At 34.3% G+C, this 16360-nt stretch carries 15 protein-coding genes; all 15 read right to left on the bottom strand.

Annotated features, from left to right (window positions below; translation table 11 throughout):
- Positions 1–1683, bottom strand: coding sequence for a hypothetical protein (locus tag ACLIJJ_RS13955; RefSeq protein WP_411411097.1), 1683 nt, complete (start codon positions 1681–1683; stop codon positions 1–3).
- Positions 1673–3433, bottom strand: a complete 1761-nt coding sequence (locus tag ACLIJJ_RS13960; RefSeq protein WP_411411098.1) for a hypothetical protein — start codon at positions 3431–3433, stop codon at positions 1673–1675. The genes ACLIJJ_RS13955 and ACLIJJ_RS13960 overlap by 11 nt, the downstream gene beginning before the upstream one ends.
- Positions 3434–3654: 221 nt before the next feature.
- A complete protein-coding gene (locus ACLIJJ_RS13965; RefSeq protein WP_341081015.1) occupies positions 3655–4758 on the bottom strand; it encodes an SRA domain-containing endonuclease in 1104 nt (367 codons plus the stop codon).
- Between the two features lie 624 nt (positions 4759–5382).
- Positions 5383–6084: a lipoprotein YvcA gene (locus ACLIJJ_RS13970; protein ID WP_411411099.1), complete on the bottom strand. Its 702-nt coding sequence runs from the start codon at positions 6082–6084 to the stop codon at positions 5383–5385.
- Between the two features lie 505 nt (positions 6085–6589).
- The gene (locus ACLIJJ_RS13975; protein ID WP_411411100.1) at positions 6590–7336 is read right to left on the bottom strand and encodes a hypothetical protein; all 747 of its coding nucleotides are present in this window, start codon (positions 7334–7336) and stop codon (positions 6590–6592) included.
- Between the two features lie 635 nt (positions 7337–7971).
- A complete protein-coding gene (locus tag ACLIJJ_RS13980) occupies positions 7972–8700 on the bottom strand; it encodes an amino acid ABC transporter ATP-binding protein (protein WP_411411217.1) in 729 nt (242 codons plus the stop codon).
- 26 nt (positions 8701–8726) lie between these two features.
- On the bottom strand, positions 8727–9392 hold the full coding sequence (locus ACLIJJ_RS13985) for an amino acid ABC transporter permease (RefSeq protein WP_411411101.1): 666 nt from the start codon (positions 9390–9392) through the stop codon (positions 8727–8729).
- Between the two features lie 29 nt (positions 9393–9421).
- Positions 9422–10204 carry a transporter substrate-binding domain-containing protein gene (locus tag ACLIJJ_RS13990; protein ID WP_411411218.1) on the bottom strand — a complete coding sequence of 261 codons (783 nt, stop codon included), beginning with the start codon at positions 10202–10204 and terminating at the stop codon, positions 9422–9424.
- A 637-nt stretch (positions 10205–10841) separates the two neighbouring features.
- Positions 10842–11162, bottom strand: coding sequence for a hypothetical protein (locus ACLIJJ_RS13995; protein WP_411411102.1), 321 nt, complete (start codon positions 11160–11162; stop codon positions 10842–10844).
- Positions 11163–11306: 144 nt separating this feature from the next.
- Positions 11307–12029: a GntR family transcriptional regulator gene (locus tag ACLIJJ_RS14000; protein ID WP_411411103.1), complete on the bottom strand. Its 723-nt coding sequence runs from the start codon at positions 12027–12029 to the stop codon at positions 11307–11309.
- A 132-nt stretch (positions 12030–12161) separates the two neighbouring features.
- Entirely contained in the window at positions 12162–12773 is a 612-nt protein-coding gene (locus ACLIJJ_RS14005) for a PTS transporter subunit EIIC (RefSeq protein WP_411411104.1), read from the bottom strand.
- Positions 12770–13495: a PTS transporter subunit EIIC gene (locus ACLIJJ_RS14010; protein ID WP_411411105.1), complete on the bottom strand. Its 726-nt coding sequence runs from the start codon at positions 13493–13495 to the stop codon at positions 12770–12772. The genes ACLIJJ_RS14005 and ACLIJJ_RS14010 overlap by 4 nt, the downstream gene beginning before the upstream one ends.
- A 23-nt stretch (positions 13496–13518) precedes the next feature.
- Positions 13519–14922 (bottom strand): glycoside hydrolase family 1 protein, encoded by a 1404-nt coding sequence (locus tag ACLIJJ_RS14015; RefSeq protein WP_411411106.1) that lies wholly within the window; start codon positions 14920–14922, stop codon positions 13519–13521.
- A gap of 302 nt (positions 14923–15224) precedes the next feature.
- Positions 15225–15491, bottom strand: coding sequence for a hypothetical protein (locus tag ACLIJJ_RS14020; RefSeq protein WP_411411107.1), 267 nt, complete (start codon positions 15489–15491; stop codon positions 15225–15227).
- Positions 15492–15740: 249 nt separating this feature from the next.
- A complete protein-coding gene (locus ACLIJJ_RS14025; RefSeq protein WP_411411108.1) occupies positions 15741–16349 on the bottom strand; it encodes a hypothetical protein in 609 nt (202 codons plus the stop codon).
- Between the last annotated feature and the right edge of the window lie 11 nt (positions 16350–16360).

Genomic DNA, 16360 nt, shown 5'->3' on the forward strand with positions numbered 1-16360 from the left:
CTAGTATACTCCTCCTTCTTTTACCATGTATGGATTTCTAATTAATGCAGTAGCATCTGAATATTCTTGAAGTAAACCGTTTTGTTTTAGTTTCTGCCTTAACTTTTTCTCATTATTTTCAAATGACCTTAGATTTACACCTTCTCGTTCATACAAACCAGAACGTTTTGCTTCCTCAGTACCAATAACAATATTGAATTTTTCATATAAGGCTTTCATAAAATCATGGAAGTCCATCTTGTCAGCTTCTTCTAATGTTGCGTAAACAAGACTACATAAAAATTGATCTGAAAGTACATATCTCGTTCTTATACCTGGTCCTGTTATTATAAAACCGCCATCTCTAGCCAGAGTCCTTGTAATTGGGAGTTGTTTTTTTGTTAACTCCTCGCGTGAAAAATCAATAATTTTTAATTTAAGCATTTTTATTGCTTGTTGTTCATCTGGAGTTTTAATTGCTTGAATTAATGCTTTTTTCTTTGTGCTATGAACAGACTTATACTCAATATCAGTTAAAAATGCTTCATATTTGTCTTCTTCTTTTTTCGCTTGACTTACACTTGCTAAACCCTTCCATTCACGCAATTTTTCTATTGCCATTTCGTCTGGAAGCAGTTTATTTAATCGAGCCTCTGTAAAAGAATCAAAACGTTTTTGAATTGCTGTTTCATGTTTACTATGTGAATCTTGAGCTAAACGTTTCACATGGGAATCTTGACCATCTAAACAATCAATAAAGTAAATATTTTGTTCTTCATTTTCTTTCTCTGCTTGAAATAGCATGTACCTATGCAATTGAAAACAAATTAAGGATGTAAGAAGTCCAAACAGTTCGTATAAATCAATATCTAATTGCAACAGAGCATTTAGCTCTTTAGCAAAATGATGATAGATTTCTAAATCATTGTTTGGAAGATTAGGATACTCCCTTGATTCATAGTTAGAAATAATCCCTTCTAACGACGGATCCTTAATAAGGGTAGCCGGATTCTGAGGGTTAGCTAAATCAACCTTATAATCATCACCTAATTTTTCACAAATACGATCAACTACCCCTGTTATACTTTTATTATGACGCATAATCATTTTCATTCTTGATTCTATCTTCTTTCGTAATTCTATATCAGGTTCAGTTCCATAAGTAATCATTAAATAATATAGCTCTCCACCACGGGCAAAAAAATTACGTTCGAAAGCAGTTTTTTTTGTTTGTTTGTTAGTTCTAAGTTCAAAGAATAGAAGAGATTCGTGTAATGGAAACAACATCGTTGCATACCAAGACCGATTAAGCATCTTACCAGTAGATGTGGTCATTTGAACAGTTAAGTTTTTAAAAAAAGACTGTAGATCCTCTAGATCTGAAAAATCTATACCTAAATCACTAATAATTTCCTTTTTTCGATCAGTTTCAAATTTGACATAATTAGAAGTATCATCCTTGGAATTTGAGCCCTCTTTTGATCCTTCGAAGACAAACTTCCTGAATTCCTCCATTTTCTTTCGTGCATAAAACTTATTACCAAACTCATAATCAGTACCAGCCATAATATTTAAAAACTCAAGGGTATATTCGGGCCCACGTTGTCCATCCTTAAAACGATGTCCCCAGATCTTTTCGGAAATCTGACTAGAAAACTGAACATCTACTTTTGTAGCACCTATTTCTTTTACATCACCATTCATAATCATCTTCCTCTTCTTCCTCTTCTTCGAACTCTTCATCTGCTTGAATTTGTATTTCTTTTAAAACAAATGCTCCCTGGTTAGCATCAAATTTTAATATTTTCAAAACAGATTTTTCAGTCTGACTTAAAGATATTAACTTATTTCTAAAGTTGTTTAACAATATTTCAATATCTTCTTTTAGAACATTAAACATCCCACCATTTGCCAAACGTAGCAAATACTCAAATGTTAGTAGGTTAATATTTAGCGTGACATCTTTAATTTTCATCGTAAAATATGATGATTTACGATCTATATTGGGATTGTTTGGTGAAACATCAAAATTAATATCACCTGTATTAATTACATCATGTACATATAAGTTTTCAGATGTAACATATAGAGAATGAGATGGAGAGTAAACCATCCTCTTTGAAAAGTACGTGTTTAATCCTGATACAAGTTCTCTTTTTGTATCTAATGTCAATCTTTCTGGTTTTCGTAAGATGTCTAAGAAGTTTTTTCTGAAACGATAAGGTATTAGGTTTTCAATAGATTTATTCGCTTTGTTCCTAGGGTTATTGGACTCGAAATAGTACTTTCTACGAAGGCGATGTAACCACTTTTCTGCTATCTTTTTCCCCTCATCCTCATCAGAACGGTAGTTTAAACGGTATTTCCTCAATTCCTCGTAAAAATAGCCATATTCAGTATCAATACTTTCACCGAACAATTCCTTGTGTGAAAGGCTAGTTTCCTGATTAGATAAGTCCCCATTCATGATAAAGTCATCAATCATAGAATCCGATAAATATCCTGGGTCAAATGCTCTCATTTCCTGAATTCCACTAATTTCTTCAAAAACTTCACTTGCTACGTTGTGCCCAAAAAAGTTTTCATAGTAAACCTTACTAGCTTGTTGTTGCAGCTCTTTTGGATTCGAATCATGTATGTCTCTGCAATATAAACCACCTGTATGAGTATATGCCAGGTGGATTAACAATTCTCTCATAGTCATATGGCCATGTTTTCCGTCTAAAGAACGATACACTCCTAACAACCTACCAGCTGTCTTTTTTGTTGATAGTGCCTTATGATTATTATAAATAATGCACTGCTTTTGTTTATTACAACCTGAACAAATTTGCCAATTATCTTCTTGGTTCCATTGCTCCATTATCTTTTGTGCATAAATGGATGATGAAACATGTAATAAATTAAAAACTTGTAGCTGTCCCAACTGCTGCTCATACGTTGGTGAAAACTGTGGGATTATCACATCTTTTAGGTTAGACAGTTCGGGATACTTTGCTAAAAAATATGTAAGCTTCCCTTCGTTAGCAGCAATTAAATAGTAGACATTAGTTATACTTTGAAATGAATTTTGTAATCTTTTCAATTCCTCAAGAATAATATGATCTTGTAGTTCTGATAAGTCTTTTATTATCCTAATTGTATAGTTATTAATAGTAAGCTCTTCAATTCCACTCTCTGGCCACCCTTTAAATCCATCCTCAGACAGCGTTTCATATACATTACGGCAAATACGCGTCTTTCCATCACCTGCATTTCCAGTAATGATTACAGATCTAGGTGACTCCTGAAATATATCAATTATTTGTTGATTTATACTTGTATCAATATTGTATTTTATTGTAGTAGTATGTTCATCAAATATCTTAGAATAATCAGCAGTGGTTAGATCATATTGTTGCATAAAATTCACAAAAGGGTTTATCTTTTTCTCTAATGTTTGAATCGGTTCCATTACTTCACCTCTTTTTAGCATAAACTTGATGCATACACCAAATATTTCAATTTATATACTATTTATTACTATTTTACCATATAAAAAAGAATTTCACTTGCGTTTTTTGACGATAATTGACTTTATGTGTGAAAATTACTTGACATCTTAAAATTACATTAAGCAATGTATTTAAGAGTATATTTTATACTAAAATATTATCGGCAACTTTTTATCTGATTTTAAGTTTCCAGTAATTTTTCCTTAGTAGTAATAGTAGTTATGAGTTTTTTATTATATTCAACGTTATCACTACCATAATGTACTCTTCTGTGACAATTCGGACATATAGCAGCAACATTTTCTGGATGGTCCATTCCTCCATCTGATAATCGATATAAGTGATGAACTTCTAAAAATGGATGTCCTTCTTTTGTATAGAAAGGGGCTTCTTGATTACACGCTTCACAAATACCCTCCGATCTAACAAGTGCGTATTTCTTAATAGCCGCAGAACGTTTCCGAGTAATTTGTTTCTTTTCCTTAATTGTGTAAGTATCGGTAGAAGAAGATTCTGTTGCCAGTAATCTTAATTCCTCCAGCCTATCGGTTTCTACGAATGTGGAAATATCTTCAGTTTTGACTGTGATATTCTCATTTCTCACAAATTCAAAGATTATTAACCGTCGACTATTCCCAAACTTATCAGGACCAGCTCCAAAATGATAACCAACTAATGTCAACTGACCTTCAAATTTATATAAACCGTTATTTTCATTCTTTTCGAACAAAAAAACATCTTTACGATTATCAATATGATCCCTTAATGCCTTATTCCCTTCAGTGAATTGCTGATCACCTACTTGGCCTTCACCAGTATATAGATAGGTATTCTCATCCTTCCACCCATCTTCATACCCGTATAATTTACCTCCCTGCCCTGAAAAGATAAAAATCATTGGATTGTCTCTTGAAGAGGAAATCCCTCTTTGTCGATTCCCTCCCAGACTGTCATGTATATTAGAGCGCTTATACTCAGTATTTAGAACAAATGGAAAAATGGATGATTGAGCATCTACTTTTCTGATGCCCCATTTACCTGTACCTTTTCCATCTACAGAGTAAAAGATATCTTTATCTCCCCCTGGCGAACCTTTAAAAATATCGCAATCACTTGAGTGTATATATATATTCTTTCTGATCTGTGATTTCCAGTCTTTATATGCACTTAAATCAAGACTTTTTGTCATTGCTACTTCACTATAAATTTCTTCAAGCGTACCTTCTCCACCTAAATTTTTAATTGCAGTGATTATTTCTTTTAACCATTTGTTTAAATAAATCATGTGACCTCCAATATTGAAATAATTACAATATAGCTACATCCTATATAGGAAAAACAAAAATGCCTCTAATCGATGCTTGATTAGGCCTATTTCCAGAATGTTGATACCTTGTTATTCTGATTCATCTACAGTTTTTCCACACACTAAATAACTCTGCCTTTTTCTATTAATTACATTTCCCTTCTTTATTCAAAAAATGTTCCGAATGTAATAGGTAATAAAGACTAATACGTTAATTTTATTACAAAAAAACTTCTTGTTTTGTCGAAATCTGTCGGTTAACAAATAGTAAATATTAGAATTTTTTTTGCAACACTGCTAATTTAGTGTGTTAAAAAATAGGAGTCGCACTCAATTGAGTACGACTCCTAAAAATAGCTCATAATTTCACACATTACTTAACAGTTGCTAATGCAAGCTGGACATACTAGCTTGCAACAATTATGTCAGGCATTTTAATTTTAATCATTATTTCTCTTCTATTATTTAATTAAGATAACTAATTTAATTTCGCTTTCAATCCACTATAAACTGATAGTAAGACCTCCAGTAAAAAATGTATATATAATATAATTAATCCCGAATTACTTCAAAATTCGTCATCGACATTTTTCTATTCCTTTTTTAATTTATAAATCGAATCGAAGATATCATCTTTGTCACTTTATCTCTTGCACTTTTTTCATCTAAAGAACAGGATTTATTATCATCCTTACATGTAAAGATAAAGGAATATTCCACTCCCTCATCTACGCTTTGATTTGGTTTAACAAAGCCAAAGTATCTATAGGAGTAATTATGTTTTCTGTCCAAATTATCAAAAGTACTTTTTTTAAATCCCATATACATTTCTGTATCATCCGTATTTTCATTCTGATATTCTTCTGAGTATTTATTTTTTCCGCTAATGATTTCTAGCATTGTATCGGTTTCCTGTAGAAAACTTTGTCTATAGTAATACGTAATTTGACCATTCATCAAAATATTTGCCTCTTTATCAAATTCATCAAAACCAATATTTTCTTCATTTTTACTATAACTAGATAATAAATCTGAGTATTTTCCTTCCTCTGGGAATAACATTCTAATCTTCTTAGATTTAGATTCAAGTAAATAGTACCCAGGCTCCACTTCTTCGGTTGATACCATGTATGCTCTTGTTGCTTCATCTTGGAAGGCCGTTACCTGTGGTAATTCCTTTCTATCCAAGTCCTTCGGAGCTTTTTGTTCTTCTCCCGCTTGAGTTTGGTTAGCTTCCTCTTTGTTCACTCCGCACCCTCCTAATAAAACGGCCAGTGTTGATAGAATAACCAATGCCTTATTCATCAAAAACCTCCAGTTAAAACATATATATGTAGTTTTTTTACTCCGTTGAAACGCAACGTTCCAATGCCTCATACCCAATATTTGTATGTTTCAGTACAAATAATTATTAAAAAAAGTCATTCCATTAGAAAATAATGTAATTATACTATTTATGGTACTTTATGTAACTATACAATTGAATAAGTAATACGGGTTGTTAATAAATTGTGCAGACCAAAAGTTTTTATTTACATCTCCTTATGTATTCATTAAACGAATAATTTCACATCTAATTAAATTGTATAACTTTAAATACTGATAGATAAATAGTATTCAGGTTATTTAAAGGAAATCTACTATAATATTGCGTGAAAACCTATGAAATAGCTCTATTAAAGTAAAATAATGATTTTCTTATTAATCTATGTGGGTAGGTGAATACTAAATTAAACATAAAGAAAAGGGCTAATTTATTATTAGTCCTTTAGCATAAATCCTCCTAATAACAAAAGGAGGATTTCTTAATTTAAGGTATAGTTACCATGTTAGTAAAGTCAAGATCACTTTCTTTGACCGTTTTAGCTAATTGGCCCCCAGAGTAAAAATTTATCTTTTCCTCACTTGCGTCTATCTCAAAGGTTCCATCAGAAACGCCATTATGCAGTTCATCCATTACTTTACCAAATGTATGGTCCTTAGCTCCGAAGATTTGGAAACCGAGGAAGCCGCCGCTCCCTGCCCAACTTCCTATAAGCGGGAATTCTCTTCCATCACTTGTGAAGTTAGCCATTCCTAAAAACATAAGGCTTTCAACTCCACCGTATGTATCAACTGGCTCATTAGTATAGAAGGATACCCATTGTTTACTATTGGTATCATAACGAAAAAATTCTACATGTGAAAATCCTGACTCTTGGTAAAGAACCATTAATTCAGGGAAATCATCATCTAGGAATAGATTTACTTCTGCTACGGCTGATGTTGGATAATCACCAGGAGTTAGAGAAGCAGTTGCCTCCTCCATTGGGTAGGTATCTAAAAGATATGTAATTTCTTTTTGAACAATTAAATCCTTGGATTCTTGAGATAACTCCTCTTCCGTTGATTCATTTAACTTATCAGTCTTCTGCCCATCAGATTCAACCTTACTATCTTCCGAGCTTTCTGTAGTAGATGTAGTTTTTTCTACTGAACTTGTTTCGTTGCTATCTGTTCCACATGCAGATAGAAACAGCGATAAAAGCAATACAGTAGAATACAATAATTTTTTCATAACTTCCCCCTGTTAATCTTGTTGTCCTTTTTATGTATGAATAATCATAGAACCTCTTACAAGAAAAATAAGTCTAACCTGTAAATATTCCATAATTTTCTTCGACTACCAAAAAAGTATATATCATATTGAGTAACTTAGAAATATTCCAATTACTTATTTAAAGAAGAAAATTAAGAGGACTTATCACCCTTTTAACTGCTTACACACATTAAACAATTGAGCAATTATATTTATTAAGTTAATTACAAGTGTTACTAAATAACTAGTAATGTACCATAAATAATAGTACACAAATAAATACTATGAGACCAAGGATATTTTTTTGTCACTTCTTTTTGAGTAAAATATGGAGTTTTACAGTATCAAAAATAAAAAAGCCTTTCAGAACGTGGTTACACGCTCTAAAAGGCTCTCTTTGCAGTTAAATGATTAACAAGAGATTAGATTTACTCTTTCATAACCTCCCCTCTTTTAAAATTCTAATATGTTAGAAACGATACAATGATTGAGTTCGAATGTCTCTTTTCATGGCGTAATTTATATTTATAAAATCATAATTCTCCGTAATAGTTTGATAACTATCACTTTTCTTTGACTATACTACTGCATAATATAGAAGGGAGCACGTATGTTTATTTCAACATCGTAGCCTTCAAAAACTCCCGAGTTCTCTCCTCTTTCGGATGGTTGAAAAATTCCTCAGCTGTTCCATGTTCAACAATTTTCCCATCGTGCATATACACAATCTTATCCGCTACTTCTTTAGCGAAGCCCATTTCATGTGTTACGACAACCATTGTCATTCCTTCTTCGGCTAAGTCTTTCATGGTTGTCAGAACCTCTCCGACAAGCTCGGGATCGAGTGCGGAGGTCGGCTCATCAAACAGCATAATATCTGGTTCCATCGCAAGTGCTCTAGCAATTGCCACACGTTGTTTTTGTCCACCTGATAGTTTGCTAGGATAGACATCTGCCTTATCCTCTAAATCTACTTTATTCAGTAATTGTTTTGCTTTAGAGATAGCCTTCTTTTTGTCAACACCCTTTACCATGACAGGTGCTTCAATAATATTTTCCAGAACAGTTTTGTGCGGGAACAGGTTGAAATTTTGAAACACCATTCCTACCTTTTCCCTAATCTTGTTGAGGTTATCGGTTTGTGGATTTACTTCATTTCCTTCAATGATAATTTTGCCGTTATCCTTCTTTTCTAGAAAGTTCAAACAGCGAAGAAGGGTGCTTTTCCCAGAACCACTCGATCCTATAAGACAAACAACATCGCTTTCTAGAACGGTCATATTGATATCTTTTAAAACATGCAGGTCTCCAAATGATTTATTTAATTGATTTATTCTAATCATTTCCTTCTTGTCCAATGTGTTCACTCCTATCTGTCACTTGCGGATAGTTTTAATTCGATTCGGTTCACTACAAATGTCAACAGTGCTACTAGTAATAAGTAGTAGACTGCTACAATCAGTAAATAGGTCATTTCGTCAAAATTATTGGATCCTAGTGTTGTTGCCACATTGAACAGCTCATTCATGGAGATGAATGCGGCTAGCGAGGAATCTTTTAAGCTTATGATAAATTGATTGCCTAAAGGCGGCAGCGCTCGGCGGAATGCTTGTGGAAGAATAATTCTTCTTAATGTCAATGTCTTTGTCATCCCTAAAGAACGTCCTGCCTCTAATTGACCTTTGTCGACGCCTTGGATTGCTCCGCGCAGGATTTCGGAAATATAGGCTCCGTTATGTAAAGCTAGGGCGATGGAAGCGGCCCAAAAATCCGGGAGGAGGAAAATGCCGCTAATTCCGAAGTAGAGAATAAATATTTGTACAATCAGCGGTGTACCACGAACTAAATAGACATATGTATCTGAAATAACTTCTAATATTTTTATTTTAGAGATTTTTAATAGAGCAAAGACAAGTCCGATGACAATCCCCAGTAAGATAGAAACAGCTGTCAGCTCTAATGTTAAAAGCATTGCTTTTATAAATACACCTTTTGTATCCATTAATACATCAAAAAAATGCGAAAAACTTGGCAATGTAATACTTCCTTTCTTTCCAGGTTGATTTATTCTGGTTTCTTGGTAATGTCCTCACCAAAATATTTGAGACTAATCTCTGTTAGTGTCCCATCTTCTCTGAGTTCTTCCAAAGCTTCATTTACTCGCTTCAATAGCTTTGGATTATCCTGAGGCAATACAATCGCTTGTTCACTGCGACTAATTAACTGCTGTGCTTTAATTTTAAAGCCTTCCTTTGCAGCACTTTTCCCTGTAACAAAATCGGTGATTACTGCATCATGACGTCCGCTGCTTAATGCTTGTAATGCTGTGATATCACTGTCATAGGTTTTTACTTTGTCTGTATATTTGGAAGCTGTATCGGCATATGTCGAGCCTTTTGCTACCGCTACTTCCTTGCCCGCTAAATCTTCGGCCGTTTTAATGTGACTATCTGGTCTGGTGAAAATTTGCGGTCCAGAATAATAGTATGGGGTCGAGAAGGAAACATATTTGCTCCGCTGCGGATTAATCGTATGACTAGCAACAGCTGCATCCGCACGGCCTGTTTTTACTCCTTCTACAATTCCTTTGAATTTAATACGCTTCTGAACCGGCTCAAGGCCCATTTCTTTTGCAATCGCTTCGCCAACCTCAATATCAAAGCCCGACATGGTGAGATCATCATTTATATAACTAAATGGCTTAAACTCACCAGAAGCAGCAAAAACAAATTGATTTTTATGTATCAGTTCAGATCCATCGGCAAGCTTCTCTTTTTCGGTACAAGCAGTTAACAAGCAGACTATGATTAAACTGAAAAACAATATGTACTTTTTATTCAACAACATGTTGGCTATCAACCCTTTTCCCTCTCATTTATTTCAACACTATCTAACTAAATCTCTTGCTTATGAAAATATATACCCCATTTATTCTCTATAAAACAAAAAGTGTCAGGCACCGATAATGGTTCCTGACACTTTTTGTATATCTAGTTTTACTGTTTCAAACAAGACGAACCATTTAACTAACACAATATTTCTCAACGTTTTTTCTTTGAAGTATCTTTTATAGTTTTTGTCATTGCTAAAAATAATACAATAATAAAGACACCTGAAAATATTAAAATAGAATACAATTGTCTTGTTCCTTTCTTTTTTTAAGCATTCTTATAAAACCTATTTTTTAAAATTTTAACATTGAACTTATTATTAAATCCCTAGGGATTTAAGATTACAAAAACATGATTGGATTACTACTAACCATCTAATAATGCTTACTTTACTATCTCAAATCTGCCTTTAATTTTAAGATATGGATAGCAAAATATAATTTTATTAAATTACAGTGATTCTAAAAATATAGTTATCATTATTAATCACCTTTTCGGAACAAAAAAGACACCTTTATCCCATGATGTCTAACAGGAAACAGTGTCTTTTTACAAAATTTACAAATAAATATCTCTTATTATTTCCAAATAACTCAAGGGGTGCACCTTTTTTGGTCCCCCCCTTGAGTTATTTCGCCTAAAGTAGCTCCGAAAATATCAATAACCAATTCAATTAATGTTCTGAGTTCCTCTTCATTCATATCCTTAATGTTAATCCAGCCTCTATTGTCTATTTCATATTTTTTTAAAGGATCATTTAACTCTTTACCACATATATATCCATTGCCTGTATGGCTGAACTCTCGTGCGATTACTTTATTTTTATACTTATAGTTATATCTGTCGTAGCTAATTTTATATTCAAATAAAGAATATGAATTTAAAATTTTGCGTTTCTGTTCTCGCGAAAGCATGTACCTCACTCCAATAAGTGTTGCTCATTAATCGTTTATCATTCTCAAAATAGAAGTGGATTTGCTAATATATCTCACTGTTTCTTTGTTAATACATCGTGCGTGTTTATAGATATTCTTGGAAATCTTCTATTACTTGAATGGTCAATTCTTATACTTCATATCCACAACCAAAATATCCCCCATATCATACCGATGCCGCGTACGTGAATACTCAAACGGAACCCCATTATCCAAATAAACGACTTGAATTACTTCAAGTACAGGATCTCGTTCCGTGCACTTTAAATATTGCTGATCCAGTTCATCTGGCTGGTCTGCACGGATGCGTCTGTTGGCACCCAGCATTGTTAAGCCAAGGTCATTTTTTATGTATTGATAGATGGACTTATTCAGGATTTCTTCTGTTATATTTGGGATTACATGGACTGGCATTATGGTATGCTCCATTAAAAACGGTTCTTCGTTCAACAGCCTGAAGCGGATAATATCATAAATAGGCTGGCTTTTGGTAATCATCAGTTTTTCACACTCGTCTTCGTTTGGGAAGCGGACGTTGAAGGAGATAATAACGCTTGAGATCGTACCGTTGCCTTTTATCTGTTCTGTTACTCCTACGTATTCATCTGCCCTTGAATCGAGCTTGGACATTTGTAAGGCGTTTTTTCTAATAAATGTTCCAGATCCTTGTTTACTGTATATTAAGCCTTCGATTGATAATAAATTTAAGGCTTTTATAATAGTCACTCTGCTCGTGCCAAATTCTTTTGCCAACCTTTCCTGATCTGGAAGGGGTTTTGATGCATCATATTCATTGTTGATGATTCTATTTCGAATTTGTTCGGCAATATTTTTATACTTGACCATTTTTTACACCTCAAAGAATTTATTATTTAGAATGGCTTTGGCTTGCTGTTTTAAAAAAAGGAAATCGCCAATTATTGGACGATTTCCCTATATTAGTATCATAACATGTTCCATACAGATACCTAAAGTATTTTATGCTGCTTTGTCGTTGCTCATCTGGCTGACCCGTTCACTTATTCTCATAAATGGCAGGTATAGGAATGCACCACCGATGATAATCACAGCCTGCAGAAGTACAGCCTTCCAGTCGCCTGCTGTTGCCAGATACGCGCTTAACAGCGGCGGTGTTGTCCATGGAATATATACAACCGTCTTGCTGATGAACCCGACAGCTGTGGCAAAATAAGTGACGATAATGCCGATGGCTGGCAGGAGTACAAATGGTATCATCATTGGAATATTGAAGACAATTGGATAGCCAAAAATAACCGGCTCATTAATATTGAACAGTCCTGGTCCTGTAGCTAGCTTGGCGATATCCTTCCCTGGCTTGCTTTTTCCAAATAGGAAGATAGCGAGAATCAATGAAATTGTGCTGCCTGTACCGCCAATCATGCCAAATGTATGCACAAAAGAGCTGTTGATAATATGTGGGATTGCCTCGTTATTTGCATAAGCAAGCATATTTTCATTCATATTGGCCAGTAGCAGCGGATCGAGTAATGCGCCATTGACAACTGTTTGATGAATGCCGATTGAAAACAGGAAGTTTCCAATACTGTAAATAACTACTGTCCCTATCAAGTTATCAAGCTCGTATTAATTTTTCGTAATGGCTCTTGAATCATATTAGAAATTAGCGAAATTAAGTTAGTGTCAAATGCTACTGCCAAAATTAATGAGATCACACCAAATAAGGATAATACCAAGATGGCGGGAATCATGACATTAAACGATTTACTCACAGCTGGAGGAATATTGTCCCCTAGACTAATTGCAAGCTTCTTAATACTAGAAACTTTTATAAAGATTTCAGTCGCTACCAAGCCGATAATAATTCCAGCAAACATTCCAGTTGTGCCAAGGTTGCCGAATGTCAGAACGCCTGTAATATCAACTGCTTTTTCTGCGCCGGCTGGAGTCAGCGAAACGGTATTGGGCATCATTATGACCAGTGTTGCTAACGCAATTGCGGCAGATGCCAAGGGATCCTTAAAGTTCCGATTTCTTGATAAGCTGTAAGCAATCATTGGAGCAAGCAAAAGGCCGGCAATATTTAAAGTACCATTAGTGATGGTGGTTCCCCAGTATTGGGCATTTGCTAGTGTATTACCTTCAAAAAACCATGGAAAGATGACGTTATTAACCAGCACTGCTACCCCTGCTAAAATAAACAGCGGCATAATGACTGCAAATGCATCTCTTAAGGATCTTAGATGAATCTGGCCGCCTAATTTGGCGGCAAACATGGTGAATTTATCAATAAACGACAGTTTTTCAGCAGTGTCACTTTGACCTTTACTCATACCGTTTCACCTTCTCGTTATTTTTATTGATTCACTTTGTTCTCCAATGGCTCGAGGTCTTCCCCGTTGCTGCTGATCACTTTCTGCAGCCACCAAAAGCTTTTCTTCGGTACACGTTTCATATCTTTCAAATCATGGTTTTCTCGATTGACATACACTACACCATAGCGTTTCCGCATATCACCTTGCGAGCTTAGAATATCTATTAATCCCCAGCCCAAATATCCAATCACATCGACTCCATCAATAAAAATCGCGTCCTTCATGGCTTGGAAATGTTCCTTATGATAGGCAATGCGGTAGTCATCTTGGATTTCATTTTGACCATCCCAGGATTCAATCACACCGATGCCATTTTCAATCGGGAAAACCGGTAATTTGTAGCGGTCATACATCTTATTTATGACGTCACGGAATCCAAGCGGGTCAATCTGCCAATTCCATTCCGTTGTCTCTAGATACGGATTATCTTGTTTGCCATGATGCATATAATAATTGACTGCTGTTCCCTCTGGAACCAAGTCAGTGTTGATCGTAGTGCTGGCATAATAGCTAAAGGATAAGAAGTCGCTTCGAAGTTTGGACAGCTCTTCTAAATCTTCTGCTTGAATGCCCATATCAATGTTCTCACGCTCGACATAGGTCAAAACTTCTCTTGAATATTTTCCGAATGTAAATGCTTCTAGGAGGTTATGGTTGAAAAATTCGTCAACCTTTCTGGCATAGAGGATATCTTTTGGTTTGCAGGTGGCTGGATAGACTTCCATATAAGCAAGCATGCCGCCGATTAATGCATTTTCATGATTATCATGAATATAGTTGGCAACCTTAGCGTGTGACATCATAACATGATGCTGAATTTTATAAAGCTCATCCAATGTTTTCTCGCCGCTTAAATAGCCGCTGATTCTGAATGCTTCAGGAATATGATAGAGATTTTGCTCATTGAAGGTGATCCAATACTTTACCTTATGAGCAAAGCGGTCAACCATTTCCTTGCCATACCGGACAAAGGCATCCATCACTTCCCGGCTGACAAAACCATTATACTTTTCAGCCAAATGAAGCGGCATATCAAAATGATAAAGACAAATCATCGGTTCAATTCCGCGTGCAATTAATCCATCAATAAATTTGTCATAGAATGCGATTCCTTCTTCGTTGAAAGCACCGTCACCAGATGGATTAACTCTGCTCCAGGAAATTTGAAAGCGATAACAATTCATGCCAAGCTGCTGCATAAAATCAAAATCCTCTTCATAGCGGTTATAACTGTCTGTTGCTACTTTCCAATCTGATGCAAACTCAGAAGCTTCACGAGTGTCATAAACCGATAATCCCTTACCGCCTACATTCCAAGCTCCTTCCGTCTGCATACTAGAAACAGAATTGCCCCATAAAAAACCGTCTTTTAACCTGTCTGCCATTTTTCACCCTCCATTTATTTCAAATATTTACACCATTAGTGTAAGCGCTTTATTAAAATTTGTAAATACAATTTTTATAATTTGAAAATACAAATATATTTTTTCGAATTAACTGAATTACATGCATCAAGATAATCATATCGACTGACCATTTTTAACAACTCTAGCTATCCATTGAAAATAAAAAAGGGAAGGCTCTTGAAATTTATGAGCCTTCCCTTTTTTAATTGCATTAATCTTTCTAACTTATACTATGCGATCAATCTATTAATGGTTTAGCAAATCATCAACAAATACTTTCTTCATAATTCTTGCATTAGCTTTTCAGCCTTATGCAATTCTCCTAAAAGTGTGTTTTGATAGTCATTATAGCTATCCATATATGTTCGTACACCACCAAAAATATTTATTCTTTTAATATCCTCATTATTTTCTAATATTTCTAACGCCTTCTTATATCTTGAATATAGAAGCTTCAAAACACCACTATTTATATCTTTAGCATACTCTTCTTCTAATTTATTTATCACTACTTTTATTTGGTCAATTAACTGCTTTTTCTTATCCATTTTTATTCTCCTATCTACTCGGAACCTCTCGTGTCTCTATTATCCATTCAGGGGTGTCATTCTTGTAGTAGTATATTGGGCTTCCATCGCTTTCTAGTAATGCACCAGTTTATAGTTTACTGTGCCTACACAATCCTGTTATGGTTCATATAATTCTGTACTCTACTAGTTTGCATAGTGTTTACAAAGGCCTGATGGATAAACACTCAGTTTTAGAAATTTGTTCTGTAACATATATATTTGCATTTCTTAACCTAAAAGATATAATTCTTTTAGGTTATCTATAAAATCAGAATCCGTTTTTATTTCAAGCTTATTAATAAGTTCATAAAATTGGCTTAATTTGCAAGAAAAATGATATAAAACTATGGCGGCACTATTCAATTCCCTAGATTTATCTATATAAATCTTAGAGTCATTTTTCCCTAAAAATAAAACATTATATCTTTCATTTGTGCCTTTTTCTAATATTATTCGATCTGGCTTTACTTCTAAAAAAGAATAACACTTTTCATCTGAATGGGTTTTGAGAATCTTTTGCACATAATTTAAGGAGTCTGCACCCTCAATTTCATTTTCAACGTTTACATTATATTTTCTAACTTCTAACTTACTTTTCGAAAAGATATATAATGCCAATACAGAGTTATATTCATCTGAAAATACATCTACTTTGTATTCTTTTCCTCTAACAACTTCATATAGCACATAGTGATTACTTACTTTATTGAATGTTAATTTAACAGTAATTTCAGGATAGCTTTCTCCACTTATCGGAGCAACACAAATCACATCTTTTTCACTTTGAATCACTTTATATTCTGTTTCGACTAGTTTGTAGATAGCACCTAAATCCATTTTCCCATACT

This window comes from Niallia laureatilytica, from assembly GCF_046613985.1.
Lineage (GTDB): Bacteria > Bacillota > Bacilli > Bacillales > Cytobacillaceae > Niallia.